This window comes from Chryseobacterium gossypii, assembly GCF_041361455.1.
Lineage (GTDB): Bacteria > Bacteroidota > Bacteroidia > Flavobacteriales > Weeksellaceae > Chryseobacterium > Chryseobacterium gossypii.
The window spans coordinates 41520-56344 of record NZ_JBGCUR010000013.1 but is presented as its reverse complement, the minus strand read 5'-3'; the positions used below and the strand labels follow the sequence as shown (position 1 = coordinate 56344).

Genomic DNA, 14825 nt, shown 5'->3' with positions numbered 1-14825 from the left:
AAGAATATGAAAAAATATTTAATTGCTGTTGCTATTTTCTGCTTTGGGCTTGTATTTTCTCAACAGAGACAGGTGAGGAGAGCCGCCATCGCTTTTCTGAATGTTGAAAACCTTTGGGATACCATCCCTTCTGCAGATTATATTGACGGAACATTACCGGTTTCTGATCCCAGATTTCACAGAAGCGTTCCCCTCGACTCCCTTCAATATCTTGAAATCACTGAGGATTATAAAGGAGAATGGAACGATGATCTGTTAATAGGAAAAAAGGTGGTCCGCAGGCAAGTCCTGGCAGATGAATTTACCATGAACAGCCCTAAGAGATGGGGAACAAAGTTTTACAACCAGAAATTAGCCAACGAAGCTAAAGTAATTTCAGAATTAGGAAGACAATATACCAATGACAATCCTGTCATCTGCGGGCTTATTGAGGTGGAAAACAGGCAGGTTATTGAAGACCTGATCAAACAGCCGGCTCTGGCAAAAAGCAATTACGGTATCGTTCATTTCAATTCCTATGACGCCAGGGGAATTGATGTGGCCATTATTTATCAGAAAGCAAGGTTTTCCGTTTTGAATTCCTATAAAAAAGAAATAAAAATCTTTGATGAGGACGGAAAAAGGGAATATACCAGGGATATTGTTGTGGCTATCGGACTGCTTGACGGAGAAAAAGCAGGCATATTCATGAATCACTGGCCTTCCAGAAGAGGTGGCGAAGCCGTTTCCCAAGCCAAAAGAAACATGGCTGCTACTGTATTGAAGAATGAAATGGACAAAGTATCTGCAGAAAATCCAGGCATAAAGCTATTCTCAATGGGGGATTACAATGATGATCCCGTAAGCCCGAGTCTGAAAAAATACCTTTCCGCAGTAGGTGATCCCAAAGAATTATCAGATCAGTACCCTTATTACAATTTAATGTATAAATTATATAAAGCAGGTGTAGCATCGCTGGCCTACAGGGATTCGGGGAACCTATTCGATCAGATCATTGTTTCAAGAAACCTGTACTCTCCGGAAAAGCTCACTCCCACCTATTCTATTTATAAAGCTGAAATTTATGCTCCGTCCTATCTGGTCAACAAGGAAGGACAGTTTAAAGGCTATCCTTTCCGTTCCTGGGATGGCGACAGATTCACAGGAGGATACAGTGACCACTTCCCTGCAGTTTCAATAGTTCAAAAAGAATACATCAGAAAATAAAGAAAGGCACCCTTATTGGTGTGTCTTTATTATAAAACAGAAGTTATGAAAAATTTGATCGTATTAATACTTCTTATTTTCATTCCTTTTAGCTGTTCCTCACAAGACAGGCCTAAAAGCGAAAAGGAAAAATCCGAGATCAAGCCTTCTAAAAATGAGGACGGAGAATGGGATATTACCGTATTGGACACTCAGTTTGATTATTTTCTGAATACCATTGCAAAACCGATAAGCCAATATTCGGAAGCGTATCTAAAAAATAAAAATATACTTTTGGTAAACGAGTGGAACTCCTATTACTTTTCAGGAAGGTACAGAAACATCATCGAGTCATCCATTGATTATGATCCAAATGAAAACTACGGTTTAAAATTTGAGTATAAGCTATACCAGGTTTTTGCTTATGTTAACTGGAAATATGGCTTAAGGATGAACAATCTCAGCGGAGCCGATGTTTACAGAAGATAAAACAAAAAGGTCCAGAATATTCTGAACCTTTCATTTTTATAATAGTTTGGAAATTATTTGTTATATAACTCTTCAACTTTATCCCAATTAACTACATCAAAGAAAGCTGCCACATAGTCAGGTCTTCTGTTCTGATAGTTTAAATAATATGCATGCTCCCAAACATCCAGCCCTAAAACCGGAGTCCCTTTCACATCGGCAACAGGCATAAGAGGGTTATCCTGATTAGGTGTGGAAGAAACCGATACGGAGCCGTCCCTGTTTTTGATTAACCAGGCCCAGCCGGAACCGAATCTTGTTTTAGCCGCTTCGGAAAAATCAGTTTTGAATTTTTCAAAGCCTCCGTAGTTTTCAATGGCAGCTTTTACATTACCTACAGGCTCTTTACTTCCCCCGGGAGTTAAGATTTCCCAAAATAAAGAATGGTTAAAATGTCCACCTCCATTATTTCTTACCGCTGGCTTATCTGTACCTGTTTTACAGATCTCTTCTATAGTTTTTCCTGCTAAATCAGTTCCTTCAATGGCTTTATTTAAATTGTCAATATATGCCTGATGATGCTTTGTGTGGTGGATTTCCATAGTTTTCGCATCAATAGTCGGCTCTAATGCATCATAAGCATATCCTAATTTTGGTAATTCAAATGACATAATTTTTATTTTTAATGTTATTATTCAAATTTAGCCAATATTTGACCTATCTTCAAAAAATGGACATTACTTTAATAAATCTTTAACATTGATATTTTAATTAAACTCTCACAGATTGGAATTAAAAAGCACAGACTTAAAAAAATCTGTGCTTTCCATTTAACAATATTAAATTAATTTATTTATTCATAGACATCAGGAACTCTTCATTATTCAGGGTACCTCTGATATTTTTGTCAACAAATTCCATAGCTTCCACAGGATTCATTTCAGAAAGGTATTTTCTTAATATCCACATTCTCTGTGAAGTAACTTCATCTAAGAGGAGATCATCCCTACGGGTGCTGGAAGCAACGAGGTCAATGGCAGGATAAATCCTCTTATTGGCGATTTTCCTGTCAAGCTGCAGCTCCATATTCCCTGTTCCCTTGAATTCCTCAAAGATCACTTCGTCCATTTTGGATCCCGTATCAATCAGGGCCGTCGCAATGATCGTCAGGGAGCCTCCTCCCTCAATCTTTCTCGCTGCTCCGAAAAATCTTTTAGGCCTGTGAAGGGCATTAGCATCTACACCTCCCGAAAGCACTTTACCTGAAGCCGGAGTAACCGTATTATAAGCCCTGGCCAATCTCGTGATTGAATCTAGCAGGATAACCACATCATGCCCGCATTCCACCATCCTCTGGGCTTTTGCCAGAACAAGGTTAGCTACTTTCACATGCTTTTCCGCCGCTTCATCAAAGGTAGATGCTATCACTTCTGCATTTACACTTCTTTCCATATCGGTAACCTCTTCCGGACGTTCATCTATCAGGAGTACCATCATATAAACTTCGGGGTGGTTGGCAGCAATGGAGTTGGCAATATCCTTTAACAACATTGTTTTACCTGTTTTAGGCTGCGCAACGATCATTGCCCTCTGACCTTTTCCGATCGGGGCAAACAAATCCACAATCCGGGTGGAGACTGTAGAGCCATTACCGGCAAGATTGAATTTTTCTTCCGGAAAAAGCGGAGTTAAATATTCAAAGGCCACACGGTCTTTAATAAACGCCAAATCACGTCCGTTGACTTCAGTAGGCCTTAATAATGAAAAATATTTTTCTCCTTCTTTGGGCAATCTTACAATCCCTTTTACGGTATCCCCGGTTTTCAGCCCGAAATTCCTGATCTGAGCAGTGGAGACATAAACATCATCGGGAGAGGAAATATAGCTGAAATCTGACGAACGTAAAAATCCGTAGTTATCCGGTAATATCTCCAAAACCCCTTCAATACTAACCATACCATCGAAGTTGAACTCTTTCTTAGGCTCGGCTTGTTCTTCGGCTTTTTCAGAATTTCTATGCTGATTCTGGTTTTGGTTTTGGTTCTGATTCTGGTTTTGCTGGTTTTTATGCTGATTTCCACCGTTCTGTGGATTATTGTGTCCTCTTTGAGACTTAGCCTGAGGTTGAGGGATGTTTGGCTTTTCTTCTGCGGGAGCAGATTCTTGAGGTTCTGTGTTTTTAGGAGCGTCTGGCTTTTCCTGGGATATTTCTGCATGGTTTGCATTGGCAGAGATTCTTTTCCTTTTCTTCTTGGCCGGCGTCATAGTTGGTGTTTCATCTACGAGCGCTTCGGCTTTTATTTCTTCAGGTTGTATCTCTTTGGAAATTGTTTCCTCTACTTTTTCTTCAGCTTTGGGCCCGGTCTCCGCCGGAGTCTTTGCTTCGGATTTTGATTTTGCCGTCTTTTTTGTGGCAGTCCTTTTGGCAGGGGCTTTTACAGGTTTTTCTGCTGTTTTTTCTTCAGTATTTGTACTGGTTTCTGTGGCGGTGAAATAATCTTTAGCAACTTTAGGATTAGAAGCCTGAAAGTCAAGAATTGCAAAGATTTTGTCATTTTCATTGCTGTTTCTAGCAACCTTAACGCCTAAATCTTTTAGGATTTTAGTCAATTCCGTTACGGATTTTGACCTTAACGTTTCAATGTTAAACATATTTAATGTAAAAAATGTAATTAATTGTGAATAAGAAAAGTAAGTCCGGTGACTTTTGTTTTCAAGTATACATTGTATAATGCAAAGCTACACTTATTTTTGAATTATGCAAAATTTATGCTATTTTTGCCAGGAATTTAATATTCATGCTTCAAAGAATACAGACTATATGGACCTTTCTGGCAGTTTTAGCTGCTGCCTTTTTGTACGTTACGGGGCAGGATGTCGCTGTTTTTGGCAATATTCCTGTGCTGGATATAAGCTGTATAGTACTTGTTCTGGCTGGATTGCTCAGCATATTCAGCTTTAAAAACAGAAAAAGACAAATATTGCTGAATACGGTCAGCATTATTATAAACGTTTTGTTGATTGGTGTATTGGGGTACTGGCTACTCAACTTATCCGGAGGAATCCAGTTTCCTGAGAAGGGTATTGAGCCGGTTTTTTCATTGATTGCGATTATCTGTCTGCTTATTGCAAACGTATATATCCGTAAAGATGAAAGGCTCGTAAAATCTGTAGACAGACTTCGATAACCTTACAACGATTTTTTGAGTGAGAACAGCTTCCCTAAGAAGCTGTTTTTTATTTCATCCGGTCCCGACTTACATCATAAGAGGCCTGTATGTTAAAATTTACCTGCTGCTGCAACATTTTGCCTAATCCTGCGACAGATAGTATATGAATAATTCCATTTTTATGAAACAGCTTACTTATCTTACCTTATTCCTATCTGTATTCAGTTTCGCTCAGGAAGTTCCCACAAGCAGAATCAGAACAGTGCTTTCCACGCTTGCTTCGGATGAAATGAAAGGCCGGGAGATCGGAACACCTGAAAATGACAATGCAGCCCGTTATATCGCAAAGCTTTTCAAGGAAAACAATCTGGAATACTGTACCGGAAACTCTTACCTGGTCCCTTTTGAATATAATGGAAAGACCGCCTATAACGTCTGTGGCATAAAAAAGGGGAAGACCAATAAATATTTGGGATTTTCAGGCCATTTCGACCATATCGGAACCAGCGATAAGACGGGAGACAATATATACAACGGCGCAGATGATGACGCTAGCGGAATTACCGCCCTGGTAGGAATCTCTGATTATTTTAAGAATAAAAAGCCTGAATTTTCAATGGTTTTCATGGCGTTCAACGGGGAAGAAAAGGGCATGCTGGGATCCAAGGCTATTTCAGAAGATAAAAATCTGGATAATATTTATAACAGTCTTTCCGCTCTTTTCAACTTTGAAATGGTGGCCACCGAATCTCAGTTCGGAAAAAACGCCCTTTTTATGACCGGCGACGAATTTTCTGATCTTGATGAGATTGTTAATCAAAACGCCGTAAACGGATTAAAAATATACCCTGACCCTTATGCCGGAGAGCAATTATTTTACAGATCAGACAACGTAAATTTCGTAAAGAAGAAAATCATTGCCCATTCCTTTTCAACGGTTGACATGACCAAAGCTACACATTATCATCGGGAAAATGACGATATACATGTTGTAGATTTTGATAATTTAACCAAGATCATCAATAACCTGGGAGAAACCCTGGAAAAATTAAATCCTGACAATTTTTCCCCAAAGTATAACGATAAAGTAAAATTTAATTAGAAGCATCTAATCTTTTAATTTTACGTAATTTTGCTATCCAATTTTTCATTGAATGAAACCCTTACAAAGAATATTATATTTCGCCAGACCTCATAGAAAATACCTTTTTGGAAGTATCCTGTTCAACATACTTTATTCATTATTAAGTATATTCTCAGTGATCACCATGCTGCCGATCCTGAGGATTCTGTTTAAGCTTGACAAAGCCATTGATACCACAAAACACCCTGTTTATAAGGGTAATGATGACAGTATCTTCGGATATATCGGGGATATTGGTCAATATTTTGACTACCTGAAGGAAATGGCATACTATAAAATCCAGATCAACATTAATGAGCATGGAAGCACTTACGTTCTGGCCATATTATGTATCATTACGGCCTTTGCCTTCTTATTAAGAAACCTGTTCAGATACCTGGGTGCATATCTTTTGGTGAATTACCGGGTAGGCATTACCAAAGATTTACGGACTGCCATGTACGATAAGTTTCTTAAGCTTCCGGTATCTTTTTTTACTGAGCAGAGAAAAGGAGATATGATGTCCAGGATATCAAATGACATCGGAGCTGTGGAAGGAGGAATTATGGGAGCCCTTGTAGATCTGATCAATGCTCCTTTCATGATCGTCGGAACACTAATTACATTATTTCTGCTTGATGGCAATTTGACCCTGTTTTCTTTAATTGTTTTCCCGATTATGGGGCTGATTATTTCATGGGTAGGTAAAAGCCTGAAAAGGCAGGCCACCGCTGCTCAGGAAGAATTGGGGAATATGTTTTCGCTTGTGGATGAGACCCTGAAATCCTCGAAGGTAATTAAAATATTCAATGCGGATAAAATATTAAAGAACAGGTTCAATACTACTACCAATCAATGGCAGAAATATGCGATCGGGATGAGCAGAAAGCGGGAAATGGCCTCTCCGATGAGCGAATTTCTGGGATCTGTCACCATTCTCCTGATCACCTGGTTTGCCGGTTTAAATATCATCAACGGAACCAATGATGACCCGGTAACATTCCTGGCATTCATCGGGCTGTTTTTTCAGATCCTGGATCCTGCGAAAAAGCTTTCCAACTCCATTTCCTCCATCCAGGGCGGAATGGCGAGTCTGGAAAGAGTTTCCGAAGTTCTCGATTATGACCTCAGGGTGGAGGAAATCGCAGAACCTATTTCCATCTCCACCCTTAAAAGCCAGATCGAATTTAAAAATATTGGCTTCTATTATGATAAGGACAATATCATCCTCAAAAACTTTTCAATCACAATCCCAAAAGGGAAAACAGTAGCTCTTGTAGGCCAGAGCGGCAGCGGCAAGACCACCATTGCCAATCTTTTAGCAAGATTCTATGATGTAAGCGAAGGTGAAATTTTAATTGACGGAGTCAACCTAAAAAATCTAAAACTGAAGGAATACCGCCAGCTTTTAGGAATGGTGACCCAGGAATCTGTTTTATTCAATGATACCGTTTACAATAATATTTTGATGGGTAAACCAGATGCTACGAGAGAAGAGGTAATTGCCGCGGCTAAAATAGCCAATGCAGATTCCTTTATCTCCCAACTTCCCGATGGGTATGATTCCAATATCGGAGATGACGGAAATAAGCTCTCCGGAGGCCAGAAGCAAAGGGTTTCCATTGCCAGAGCAGTGCTGAAAAATCCTCCTATCATGATCCTCGATGAAGCTACCTCGGCCCTGGACACAGAATCAGAAAGATTCGTTCAGGATGCTTTGGAAAAAATGATGGAAAACAGAACCTCCCTGGTTATTGCCCACAGGCTTTCCACTATACAAAAAGCAGACTGGATCATCGTTATGGAAAAAGGAGATATTATAGAACAGGGAACTCACCATGACCTCATCGCTAAAAAAGGAATGTACCATAAGCTTGTGGAGTTACAGAATTTCGACTAGTTCAGATGAATCCGATACAAGAGTATTTCTACAGAATTGAAGAACCTGCAAGAAGCATCCTCCTGTTTTTAAGAAAAAAAATACTGGAGTCTGATACTCAAAACATTTCGGAAACCTTCAGCTTCGGCCTTCCTTTCTTCAAATACAAAAAGAAAATGCTGTGCTACCTGTATTACAGCAAAAAGTTTAAAAAGCACTATATAAGCTTCTATCACGGTGACAGATTGAAATATCCTGAGCTCATCCAGGAAAACAGAAAAAAGTTTAAGATCCTTTTAATAGATCCTGAAAAAGACCTGCCCCTGGAGTTTATTTTAAGCTTAATTAATGAAGTAAAAAGTTATATAAAATAAAAAAAGAGAAAATTACCTTTTCTCTTTTTTTCTGTTTATTGTTAGCTTAGTCCTTCAATTTTGCAATAACATCCAGACCTCCTTTGGTAATGTCCCCAATTTTACAAATAATTTCAGTATCCAGCGGCAGAAAGACATCCATTCTGGAACCGAACTTAATAAAGCCAAACTCATGTCCTGCTTTAGCCTCATCTCCTTCATTGCAATAGAAGACAATTCTTCTCGCCACATACCCCGCGATCTGCCTGAAAACTACTTTATGGTTCGTCATGCTTTCCACAGCAACAGTTGTCCTCTCGTTCTCTGTAGATGACTTTTCATGCCATGCTACGAGATATTTCCCAGGATGATATTTTTTATAGATCACTTTTCCTGAAACAGGATACCTGCAGATATGAACATTCAGTGGTGACATAAAAATAGAAACCTGAATCGCTTTCTCCTTTAAAAACTCATTTTCTTCGACTTCTTTGATCATCACTACTTTCCCGTCAACAGGCGCCACTACGTTTTCCCTGTGCTCAAGGATATCACGGTCCGGAACCCTGAAAAACCAAAATACCAGACTATAAACAACCAATAATGGCATGATGATCAACAGTGACCATATTTTAAGAAAATAGATGGCCAGCGCACCAATAATGATGAAAAGTATCGTTGCTACGGCAATCGTTCCTTTGGATTCTCTGTGTAGTTTCATGAGTTTAAATAAATTTTTCTAGAATAAAGTACAAATATACGACAGGAACGCAGATTAAAAAACTGTCAAGCCTGTCTAAAACGCCTCCGTGCCCCGGAATAATATTTCCGCTATCCTTCACTCCGAAATTTCTTTTAAGCTGACTTTCCACAAGGTCTCCTACCGGTGCAAATGCAGCGACCAGAAATCCCACCACCATCCAGTTGCCCCGGAGGTCCTGCTGATACTGCTCAATAAAATAAGACAGGACGAGCGTCAGCACTACTCCTCCTATATACCCTTCCCAGGTTTTTTTAGGAGAAATCTTGGGTGCCATTTTATGTTTCCCGAAAAAGCGTCCCACCAGATAAGCAAAGGTATCACTGCTCCAGATCAGAATAAACAGGAACAGCACTTCCAGAGAGAACCTGTCATCAAATCTTGAAAATTTTGGCAGTCCCAGGGCAAAGCCAAACGGAAGCGCCACATAGATCACCGTAAAAATAAGTTTTCCACTGTCGTAATAAAGTTCGTTGGGATATTTGAACAGAGTAATTACGGCAATTAAAATTAACAGCAATGCCAGTATCTCACTTAGCCTGAAATCAAAAAAGAAATCGTAATGAAAGTATCTTTTGGAAAAAATATAAAATACAAAAGCGATAAGGGGAAACACCACCCATCTTTCATAGCTTCTTCCAAATTTCATGATGTTGAAACATTCCCAGGAACCTATCCCTAACAGAAGTGTGATCAGCCCATAGTATAAATATTGTTGTTGAATAAGGCCGGGAGAAATGCTGTTGATCAGTTGCGCCCCAAGAGGAGTCGTGCAAAAGATAATAACTGCAACATAAATAATCCCGGAAACGGTCCTTTGAATGAGATTTTTGTCCAAAATTTAAAATTTAGAAGTTGTTGCTTAATCTTCAAGCAGCAGCAAAAATAGCTTTGTATTGGTATTGGAGGAATTATCCAGTTTTGACTGACTGCCACTGATGGAAGTCAGATTCTTGATATTCCCGTTTCTTTTTATTTTTCCCATGGCATCATTAAGATTGCTTACGATCTGGGAAACATTGGCCATAATAATAATTTTATTGGGCAATCTTGACGAATGATAGTGAAGAATATTATTATGAGACAGCATAATCCTTCCATCATAGGCAATAAGATATTCACAGGTGATAAAGGCCGCATCATTGGAGTGCTCCAGTTCTGAGGTATAAGGTGTCTTTACCACATTAAGAAAATTCTGAAGATCTTTATCCCAACAAAAAACATGCTGTATCCCTTCTATCCTGATGATCTGGTTCAAAGTCTGCAGAGCCTCCGCTTCATCCGCACAATAATTAAAAAATCCCCCCGAATGCGTAAATAATTGGGCAAACTTATAATCAAGATCCGCATTTTTCAACGAATCCCCAAGCTTTTCCAGACTCTGTTTTTCCTCTTCTTCAGGCTGGTTGGTAAGTTTGCTTACAATCCTCTTGAATAAATTCAACTTAATCTATTTTTAGTCAACTTTATACAAAAATAAAAAATTAATTATATAGATTCTAAAAAACTGCGCTTAAATATGAAAAAACCTGGTAATTCAGGTTACCAGGTTTTTATTATTCATTTTACGTATTAAGTCTTAAAGCTGTGTAGGGCTTTCCGGAGCCTGAATCTCGCTTTCTTCCTCCTTCTCCTTCATTGCGGTCTGCTCTTGCTGCTCTTTTTCTCCGGGAATCGTATTCGTTACAGGTTTCTCTGTCAATTCAGGGTCCCATGCTCTTTTACCGAATATTTCTTCCAGGTCTTCACGGAAAATAACTTCTTTTTCCAAAAGCTTGTTGGCAAGAGCATCCAGCTTGCTTTTATTCTCTGTAAGAATCCTTACTGCCCTGTCATACTGGTTTTCAATGATAGATTTGATTTCAGCATCTATCTTTGTAGCAGTTTCTTCAGAATAAGGTTTCCCAAAAGAATATTCAGACTGGCCTGAACTGTCGTAATAAGAGATATTTCCGATATTCGGACTCAAGCCATAGATCGTTACCATTGCCTGGGCTCTTTTCGTCACGCTTTCCAGGTCAGAAAGGGCACCTGTTGAAATATTATTGAAAATAACCTGTTCTGCAGCCCTTCCTCCTAAGGTGGCACACATCTCATCCAGCATCTGCTCGGTAGTTGTAAGCTGTCTTTCTTCCGGAAGATACCATGCCGCTCCTAAAGAACGTCCCCTAGGAACAATAGTTACTTTTAAAAGCGGTGAAGCGTGTTCTACCAACCATGAAATAGTGGCATGCCCGGCTTCGTGATAAGCTACCCTCTTCTTTTCGGAAGGCTTGATCGCCTTGTTCTTCTTCTCAAGACCACCGATAATTCTGTCTACGGCATCCAGGAAATCCTGTTTAGTTACTGAGGTATGGTTATTCCTTGCGGCAATAAGCGCCGCCTCGTTACAAACATTTGCGATATCCGCACCACTGAAGCCCGGAGTCTGCTTGGCCAGGAACTCTCTGTCTACACTGTCATCCAGCTTGATCTTCTTTAAGTGAACATCAAAGATCTGTCTTCTTTCATGAAGCTCCGGAAGGTCTACATAAATAGAGCGGTCAAAACGTCCTGCTCTCATCAAGGCCTTATCCAGAATATCCGCTCTGTTGGTTGCTGCCATTACGATAACGTTGGTGTCGGTACCGAAACCATCCATTTCCGTAAGAAGCTGGTTCAGGGTGTTTTCTCTTTCATCATTTCCACCGGAAAAATTATTTTTTCCTCTGGCACGTCCGATCGCATCAATTTCATCAATAAAAATAATGGCCGGGGATTTGGCTTTAGCCTGGGCAAAAAGGTCTCTTACCCTGGATGCACCTACCCCTACGAACATTTCTACAAAGTCTGAACCCGAAAGGGAGAAGAACGGAACCTTTGCCTCACCGGCAACAGCTTTTGCAAGCAATGTTTTACCTGTTCCCGGAGGACCTACCAAAAGAACACCTTTTGGAATCTTTCCTCCAAGCTTGGTATACTTTTCAGAGTTTTTAAGGAAATCCACCACTTCCTGAACTTCTTCCTTGGCGCCTTCCAATCCGGCAACATCCTTGAAAGTCACCTGGATTCTTTCCTTTTCATCAAAAAGCTTCGCTTTGGATTTCCCGATTGAGAAAATCTGTCCGCCAGGGCCTCCGCCGCCGCCCATTTTTCTGAAAAGAAGGAAATAAAATAATCCTAATATCGCAATCCATATCAATGCTGAAACCAAAATATCCGTGAACGGGCTTTTCCCTGCCCCGTAATCTTTGGTGGTTTTAATATTGGGATTATCCGCTTTTACTTTATCAAATTTCTGAAGAAAAAGCTGTAGGTCTCCATATTTTACGGTGTAGTCGGCTTTTGGGGCCATTTCAAATGCTGAAAACGGATCATTTTTCCTGGCAGATTTCTTCACCAGTTCCGTTTTTGCAGCTTGGGTAAGGAATACATCAGCCTTTTCTGTGTCTTTATATATCAATACATTCTGAACTTTTCCCGCCTGCATGATTGTGAAGAACTCATCTTCATCTATAGATTTTGCATTATCGCCTCCTAAAAAATTGGATCCGAAAAATAACAAAAGAGCTATGATCGCAATCGGAAAAAACCAGTTAAATCCTTTATTGTTCATCTATCTTTTTTAAAATTTAAAATTCATTTTCGATTTTGGTGATCGTAGCATCACCCCACAGTTCCTCTATATCGTAGTACTCACGTACCTGCTTCTGGAATATATGAACGACTACTGAAACATAATCTACCAGGACCCACATCGCATTTTCCGTACCTTCTACGTGCCATGGCCTTTCCCTGAGTTCGTTTCTTACTTTTCTCTCCACGCTTCCGGCCAGAGCCGCTACCTGCGTATTGGAGTTTCCACTGCATATCACAAACGTTTCCGCCACTGAATTTTCGATGTTTGAAAGATCAAAGATCATAATATCTTCTCCTTTTACATCCTGGATAGCCTCAACGATTTTATCTAATAATTCTTGCTTTTCTGCTGTTTTATTCATTAAAAAAATACTATAATCTGCAAATTTATTGTTTTTTCTTTACTTTAGCCTTACTTTTAGGCACTGAAAGTCTTAAAGTTTTCTTAAATGAGCGAGCTGTTTTACCTAAAAGAATGTTCTTCTACTAATGACGAAATCCCTGGATTTTTACTTTATGAAGAGTCAGACTTTGTAAGTTTATATACATTCAACCAGACTAAAGGCCGGGGGCAGTACGGAAATACATGGGCGTCTGCTCCTGAACAAAACCTGGCTTACACACTGGCCGTAAACGTCCTGAACTTTAATATTCCTGATAGTTTATTCAATTATTATACCGCAAGTATAATAAGAGATTTTCTTGCCAATTTGACTGAAACTTCCGTCACGATTAAATGGCCGAATGATATTATTCTTAAAGGTAAAAAAATCGTCGGAATTTTAATTGAAAAGAAAAAAATTAACCGGAATAATTATTTTATTATCGGGGCCGGATTTAATGTACTTCAGGAAAAATTTACCGAGATCTCCAATGCAGGCTCACTGTTTACCCAAACCGGGAAGAAGTTTGATTTAAATGATTTTGCAGAACAGCTTCATGAATATCTGGTCAGCAGATTAAAAAACATCCCTTCCGGACAGGAAATCATAACTGAGTTCAATTCCAGGTTGTTCCGGAAAGACGAAATCTCGGTCTTTGAACTTGAAAAAGAAAGACAAAATGGCATCATCAGATACGCCGATGAGAAAGGGGAGCTGTGGATAGAGTTCGAAGAGGGAATGAGATCTTTTTATCACAAAGAGATAAAGCTTCTTTACTGATTGGCCCTTTTCAGGTACAGGTATAAGGCGATCGGTAAGAATATAAGGTTCGGGAACCACATGGCCAGGGCAGGAGACATGCTTTTATTCTCCGAAACCACCTTCAGAGCTTCAAAGGAAAATACGAAAATAAATGCCAGAGAAATTCCTATAGCGAGGTTGATCCCCAGGCCCCCTCTTTTTTTCTGAGAAGAAAGGGACAATGCCAGAAATGTCAGAATAATGATGGAAACCGGCATTGACGTACGCTGGTACAGCTCATTAAGGTGGGCATTCAGGTTGCTGTTCCCTTTTTCTTTTTCCCTCTGGATAAATTTCAACAATTCCGGAGTGGTTTTGTTCTGTCCCAGCAGCTCATTCGGGAAAAGCTCTTCGGGAGCATGCCCGTAGCTTTTTTTCAGATCAAATCCGTTATTGAGCTTTTCAGTGTCATCCTTATTAATGGTTTTTTCAAGATATCCGTTGAGAACAAACTGCTTTTTATCCTTATCCCAATAAACATCATTAGCCTTGAGCTCATAGGTCATCCTTCTGTTTTTATCAAACCGCTGGAAGATAAAACCGGAACCTCTTTTTTCTCTTTTATTCCAGGAATTGATAAAGATGTATTCCGAACGGCTTAGTTGTGCGGATACGGGGGCAGTCCCCAATAGTTTCTCCTTATTGGTCGCGCTGTAAGTATAGGCTTCAAGCTCATTTTTTTTAATGTTGGCCCATGGCAGGACAAAATGATTCACCACAAGCGAAAGGGTTGCGATAAGAAGGGATGTGATCAGATAAGGCCTTGCAAATCTGTGGAAGCTTGCCCCACTGCTGATCACCGCAACGATCTCCGTATTATTGGCCATCCTGGAGGTAAAATAGATTACTGAAATAAAAACCAGGATAGAGAGAAAGGTCATTACCAGGTTGATGATCCAGAAAGGATAGAAATGGACAAGAAAATAATTCAGATCCAGCTTCGGATCCAGGGCCCTGGCATTTTCTATCCTGGGTATTTTCTGCTGGACATCAATGACCAATACAACGATAGACAGCAATATCAGCATGAAACTGAAAGTTCCAAGATATTTTTTAATGATATATCTGTCTATAATCTTGAGCAT

15 protein-coding genes are annotated in these 14825 nt (G+C 39.7%); 7 read left to right on the top strand and 8 right to left on the bottom strand.

Annotated features, from left to right (window positions below; all coding sequences use genetic code 11):
* Window positions 1-6 precede the first annotated feature (6 nt).
* Both ABMQ40_RS09130 and ABMQ40_RS09125 read left to right on the top strand, forming a co-directional pair.
* Window positions 7-1206, top strand: coding sequence for an endonuclease/exonuclease/phosphatase family protein (locus ABMQ40_RS09130; protein ID WP_370898783.1), 1200 nt, complete (start codon window positions 7-9; stop codon window positions 1204-1206).
* A gap of 45 nt (window positions 1207-1251) precedes the next feature.
* The gene (locus ABMQ40_RS09125; protein ID WP_370898781.1) at window positions 1252-1674 is read left to right on the top strand and encodes a DUF6146 family protein; all 423 of its coding nucleotides are present in this window, start codon (window positions 1252-1254) and stop codon (window positions 1672-1674) included.
* A gap of 53 nt (window positions 1675-1727) precedes the next feature.
* On the opposite strand, the gene ABMQ40_RS09120 is transcribed toward ABMQ40_RS09125, so the two are convergent.
* A complete protein-coding gene (locus ABMQ40_RS09120; protein WP_370898779.1) occupies window positions 1728-2324 on the bottom strand; it encodes a superoxide dismutase in 597 nt (198 codons plus the stop codon).
* A gap of 178 nt (window positions 2325-2502) precedes the next feature.
* On the bottom strand, window positions 2503-4305 hold the full coding sequence (gene rho / locus ABMQ40_RS09115; protein ID WP_370898777.1) for a transcription termination factor Rho: 1803 nt from the start codon (window positions 4303-4305) through the stop codon (window positions 2503-2505).
* A 146-nt stretch (window positions 4306-4451) separates the two neighbouring features.
* Between rho and ABMQ40_RS09110 the strand changes: the two genes are divergently transcribed.
* The 4 genes from ABMQ40_RS09110 (at window position 4452) to ABMQ40_RS09095 (ending at window position 8199) form a co-directional block, all read left to right on the top strand.
* Window positions 4452-4841 (top strand): DUF4293 domain-containing protein, encoded by a 390-nt coding sequence (locus ABMQ40_RS09110; protein WP_370898775.1) that lies wholly within the window; start codon window positions 4452-4454, stop codon window positions 4839-4841.
* Window positions 4842-5004: 163 nt separating this feature from the next.
* Window positions 5005-5925 carry a M28 family peptidase gene (locus tag ABMQ40_RS09105; protein WP_370898773.1) on the top strand — a complete coding sequence of 307 codons (921 nt, stop codon included), beginning with the start codon at window positions 5005-5007 and terminating at the stop codon, window positions 5923-5925.
* 52 nt (window positions 5926-5977) lie between these two features.
* Entirely contained in the window at window positions 5978-7846 is a 1869-nt protein-coding gene (locus ABMQ40_RS09100) for an ABC transporter ATP-binding protein (protein WP_370898771.1), read from the top strand.
* Window positions 7847-7851: 5 nt separating this feature from the next.
* The gene (locus tag ABMQ40_RS09095) at window positions 7852-8199 is read left to right on the top strand and encodes a DUF1801 domain-containing protein (protein WP_370898769.1); all 348 of its coding nucleotides are present in this window, start codon (window positions 7852-7854) and stop codon (window positions 8197-8199) included.
* Window positions 8200-8245: 46 nt separating this feature from the next.
* On the opposite strand, the gene ABMQ40_RS09090 is transcribed toward ABMQ40_RS09095, so the two are convergent.
* The 5 genes from ABMQ40_RS09090 to rsfS form a co-directional block, all read right to left on the bottom strand.
* The gene (locus ABMQ40_RS09090) at window positions 8246-8899 is read right to left on the bottom strand and encodes a phosphatidylserine decarboxylase family protein (RefSeq protein ID WP_370898767.1); all 654 of its coding nucleotides are present in this window, start codon (window positions 8897-8899) and stop codon (window positions 8246-8248) included.
* Window positions 8900-8903: 4 nt separating this feature from the next.
* Complete coding sequence (locus tag ABMQ40_RS09085; protein ID WP_370898765.1) at window positions 8904-9776, bottom strand: phosphatidate cytidylyltransferase; 873 nt, start codon at window positions 9774-9776, stop codon at window positions 8904-8906.
* Window positions 9777-9800: 24 nt separating this feature from the next.
* The gene (locus tag ABMQ40_RS09080) at window positions 9801-10382 is read right to left on the bottom strand and encodes an LUD domain-containing protein (protein WP_370898763.1); all 582 of its coding nucleotides are present in this window, start codon (window positions 10380-10382) and stop codon (window positions 9801-9803) included.
* A gap of 135 nt (window positions 10383-10517) precedes the next feature.
* Complete coding sequence (gene ftsH, locus ABMQ40_RS09075) at window positions 10518-12533, bottom strand: ATP-dependent zinc metalloprotease FtsH (RefSeq protein WP_370898761.1); 2016 nt, start codon at window positions 12531-12533, stop codon at window positions 10518-10520.
* Window positions 12534-12549: 16 nt separating this feature from the next.
* Window positions 12550-12918 (bottom strand): ribosome silencing factor, encoded by a 369-nt coding sequence (gene rsfS / locus ABMQ40_RS09070; RefSeq protein WP_370898759.1) that lies wholly within the window; start codon window positions 12916-12918, stop codon window positions 12550-12552.
* An 87-nt stretch (window positions 12919-13005) separates the two neighbouring features.
* Between rsfS and ABMQ40_RS09065 the strand changes: the two genes are divergently transcribed.
* A complete protein-coding gene (locus tag ABMQ40_RS09065; protein WP_370898757.1) occupies window positions 13006-13719 on the top strand; it encodes a biotin--[acetyl-CoA-carboxylase] ligase in 714 nt (237 codons plus the stop codon).
* Here the strand turns inward: ABMQ40_RS09065 and ABMQ40_RS09060 are convergent.
* Window positions 13713-14825 carry an LptF/LptG family permease gene (locus ABMQ40_RS09060; RefSeq protein WP_370898755.1) on the bottom strand — a complete coding sequence of 371 codons (1113 nt, stop codon included), beginning with the start codon at window positions 14823-14825 and terminating at the stop codon, window positions 13713-13715. The two genes, ABMQ40_RS09065 and ABMQ40_RS09060, sit on opposite strands and share 7 nt — an antisense overlap.

Bases quoted from the DNA above. Each gene is read 5' to 3' on its own strand.
- ABMQ40_RS09130 (WP_370898783.1), top strand. From the start codon at position 7: ATGAAAAAATATTTAATTGCTGTTGCTATTTTCTGCTTTGGGCTTGTA.
- ABMQ40_RS09125 (WP_370898781.1), top strand. From the start codon at position 1,252: ATGAAAAATTTGATCGTATTAATACTTCTTATTTTCATTCCTTTTAGC.
- ABMQ40_RS09120 (WP_370898779.1), bottom strand. From the start codon at position 2,324: ATGTCATTTGAATTACCAAAATTAGGATATGCTTATGATGCATTAGAG.
- rho (WP_370898777.1), bottom strand. From the start codon at position 4,305: ATGTTTAACATTGAAACGTTAAGGTCAAAATCCGTAACGGAATTGACT.
- ABMQ40_RS09110 (WP_370898775.1), top strand. From the start codon at position 4,452: ATGCTTCAAAGAATACAGACTATATGGACCTTTCTGGCAGTTTTAGCT.
- ABMQ40_RS09105 (WP_370898773.1), top strand. From the start codon at position 5,005: ATGAAACAGCTTACTTATCTTACCTTATTCCTATCTGTATTCAGTTTC.
- ABMQ40_RS09100 (WP_370898771.1), top strand. From the start codon at position 5,978: ATGAAACCCTTACAAAGAATATTATATTTCGCCAGACCTCATAGAAAA.
- ABMQ40_RS09095 (WP_370898769.1), top strand. From the start codon at position 7,852: ATGAATCCGATACAAGAGTATTTCTACAGAATTGAAGAACCTGCAAGA.
- ABMQ40_RS09090 (WP_370898767.1), bottom strand. From the start codon at position 8,899: ATGAAACTACACAGAGAATCCAAAGGAACGATTGCCGTAGCAACGATA.
- ftsH (WP_370898761.1), bottom strand. From the start codon at position 12,533: ATGAACAATAAAGGATTTAACTGGTTTTTTCCGATTGCGATCATAGCT.
- rsfS (WP_370898759.1), bottom strand. From the start codon at position 12,918: ATGAATAAAACAGCAGAAAAGCAAGAATTATTAGATAAAATCGTTGAG.
- ABMQ40_RS09065 (WP_370898757.1), top strand. From the start codon at position 13,006: ATGAGCGAGCTGTTTTACCTAAAAGAATGTTCTTCTACTAATGACGAA.
- ABMQ40_RS09060 (WP_370898755.1), bottom strand. From the start codon at position 14,825: ATGCTCAAGATTATAGACAGATATATCATTAAAAAATATCTTGGAACT.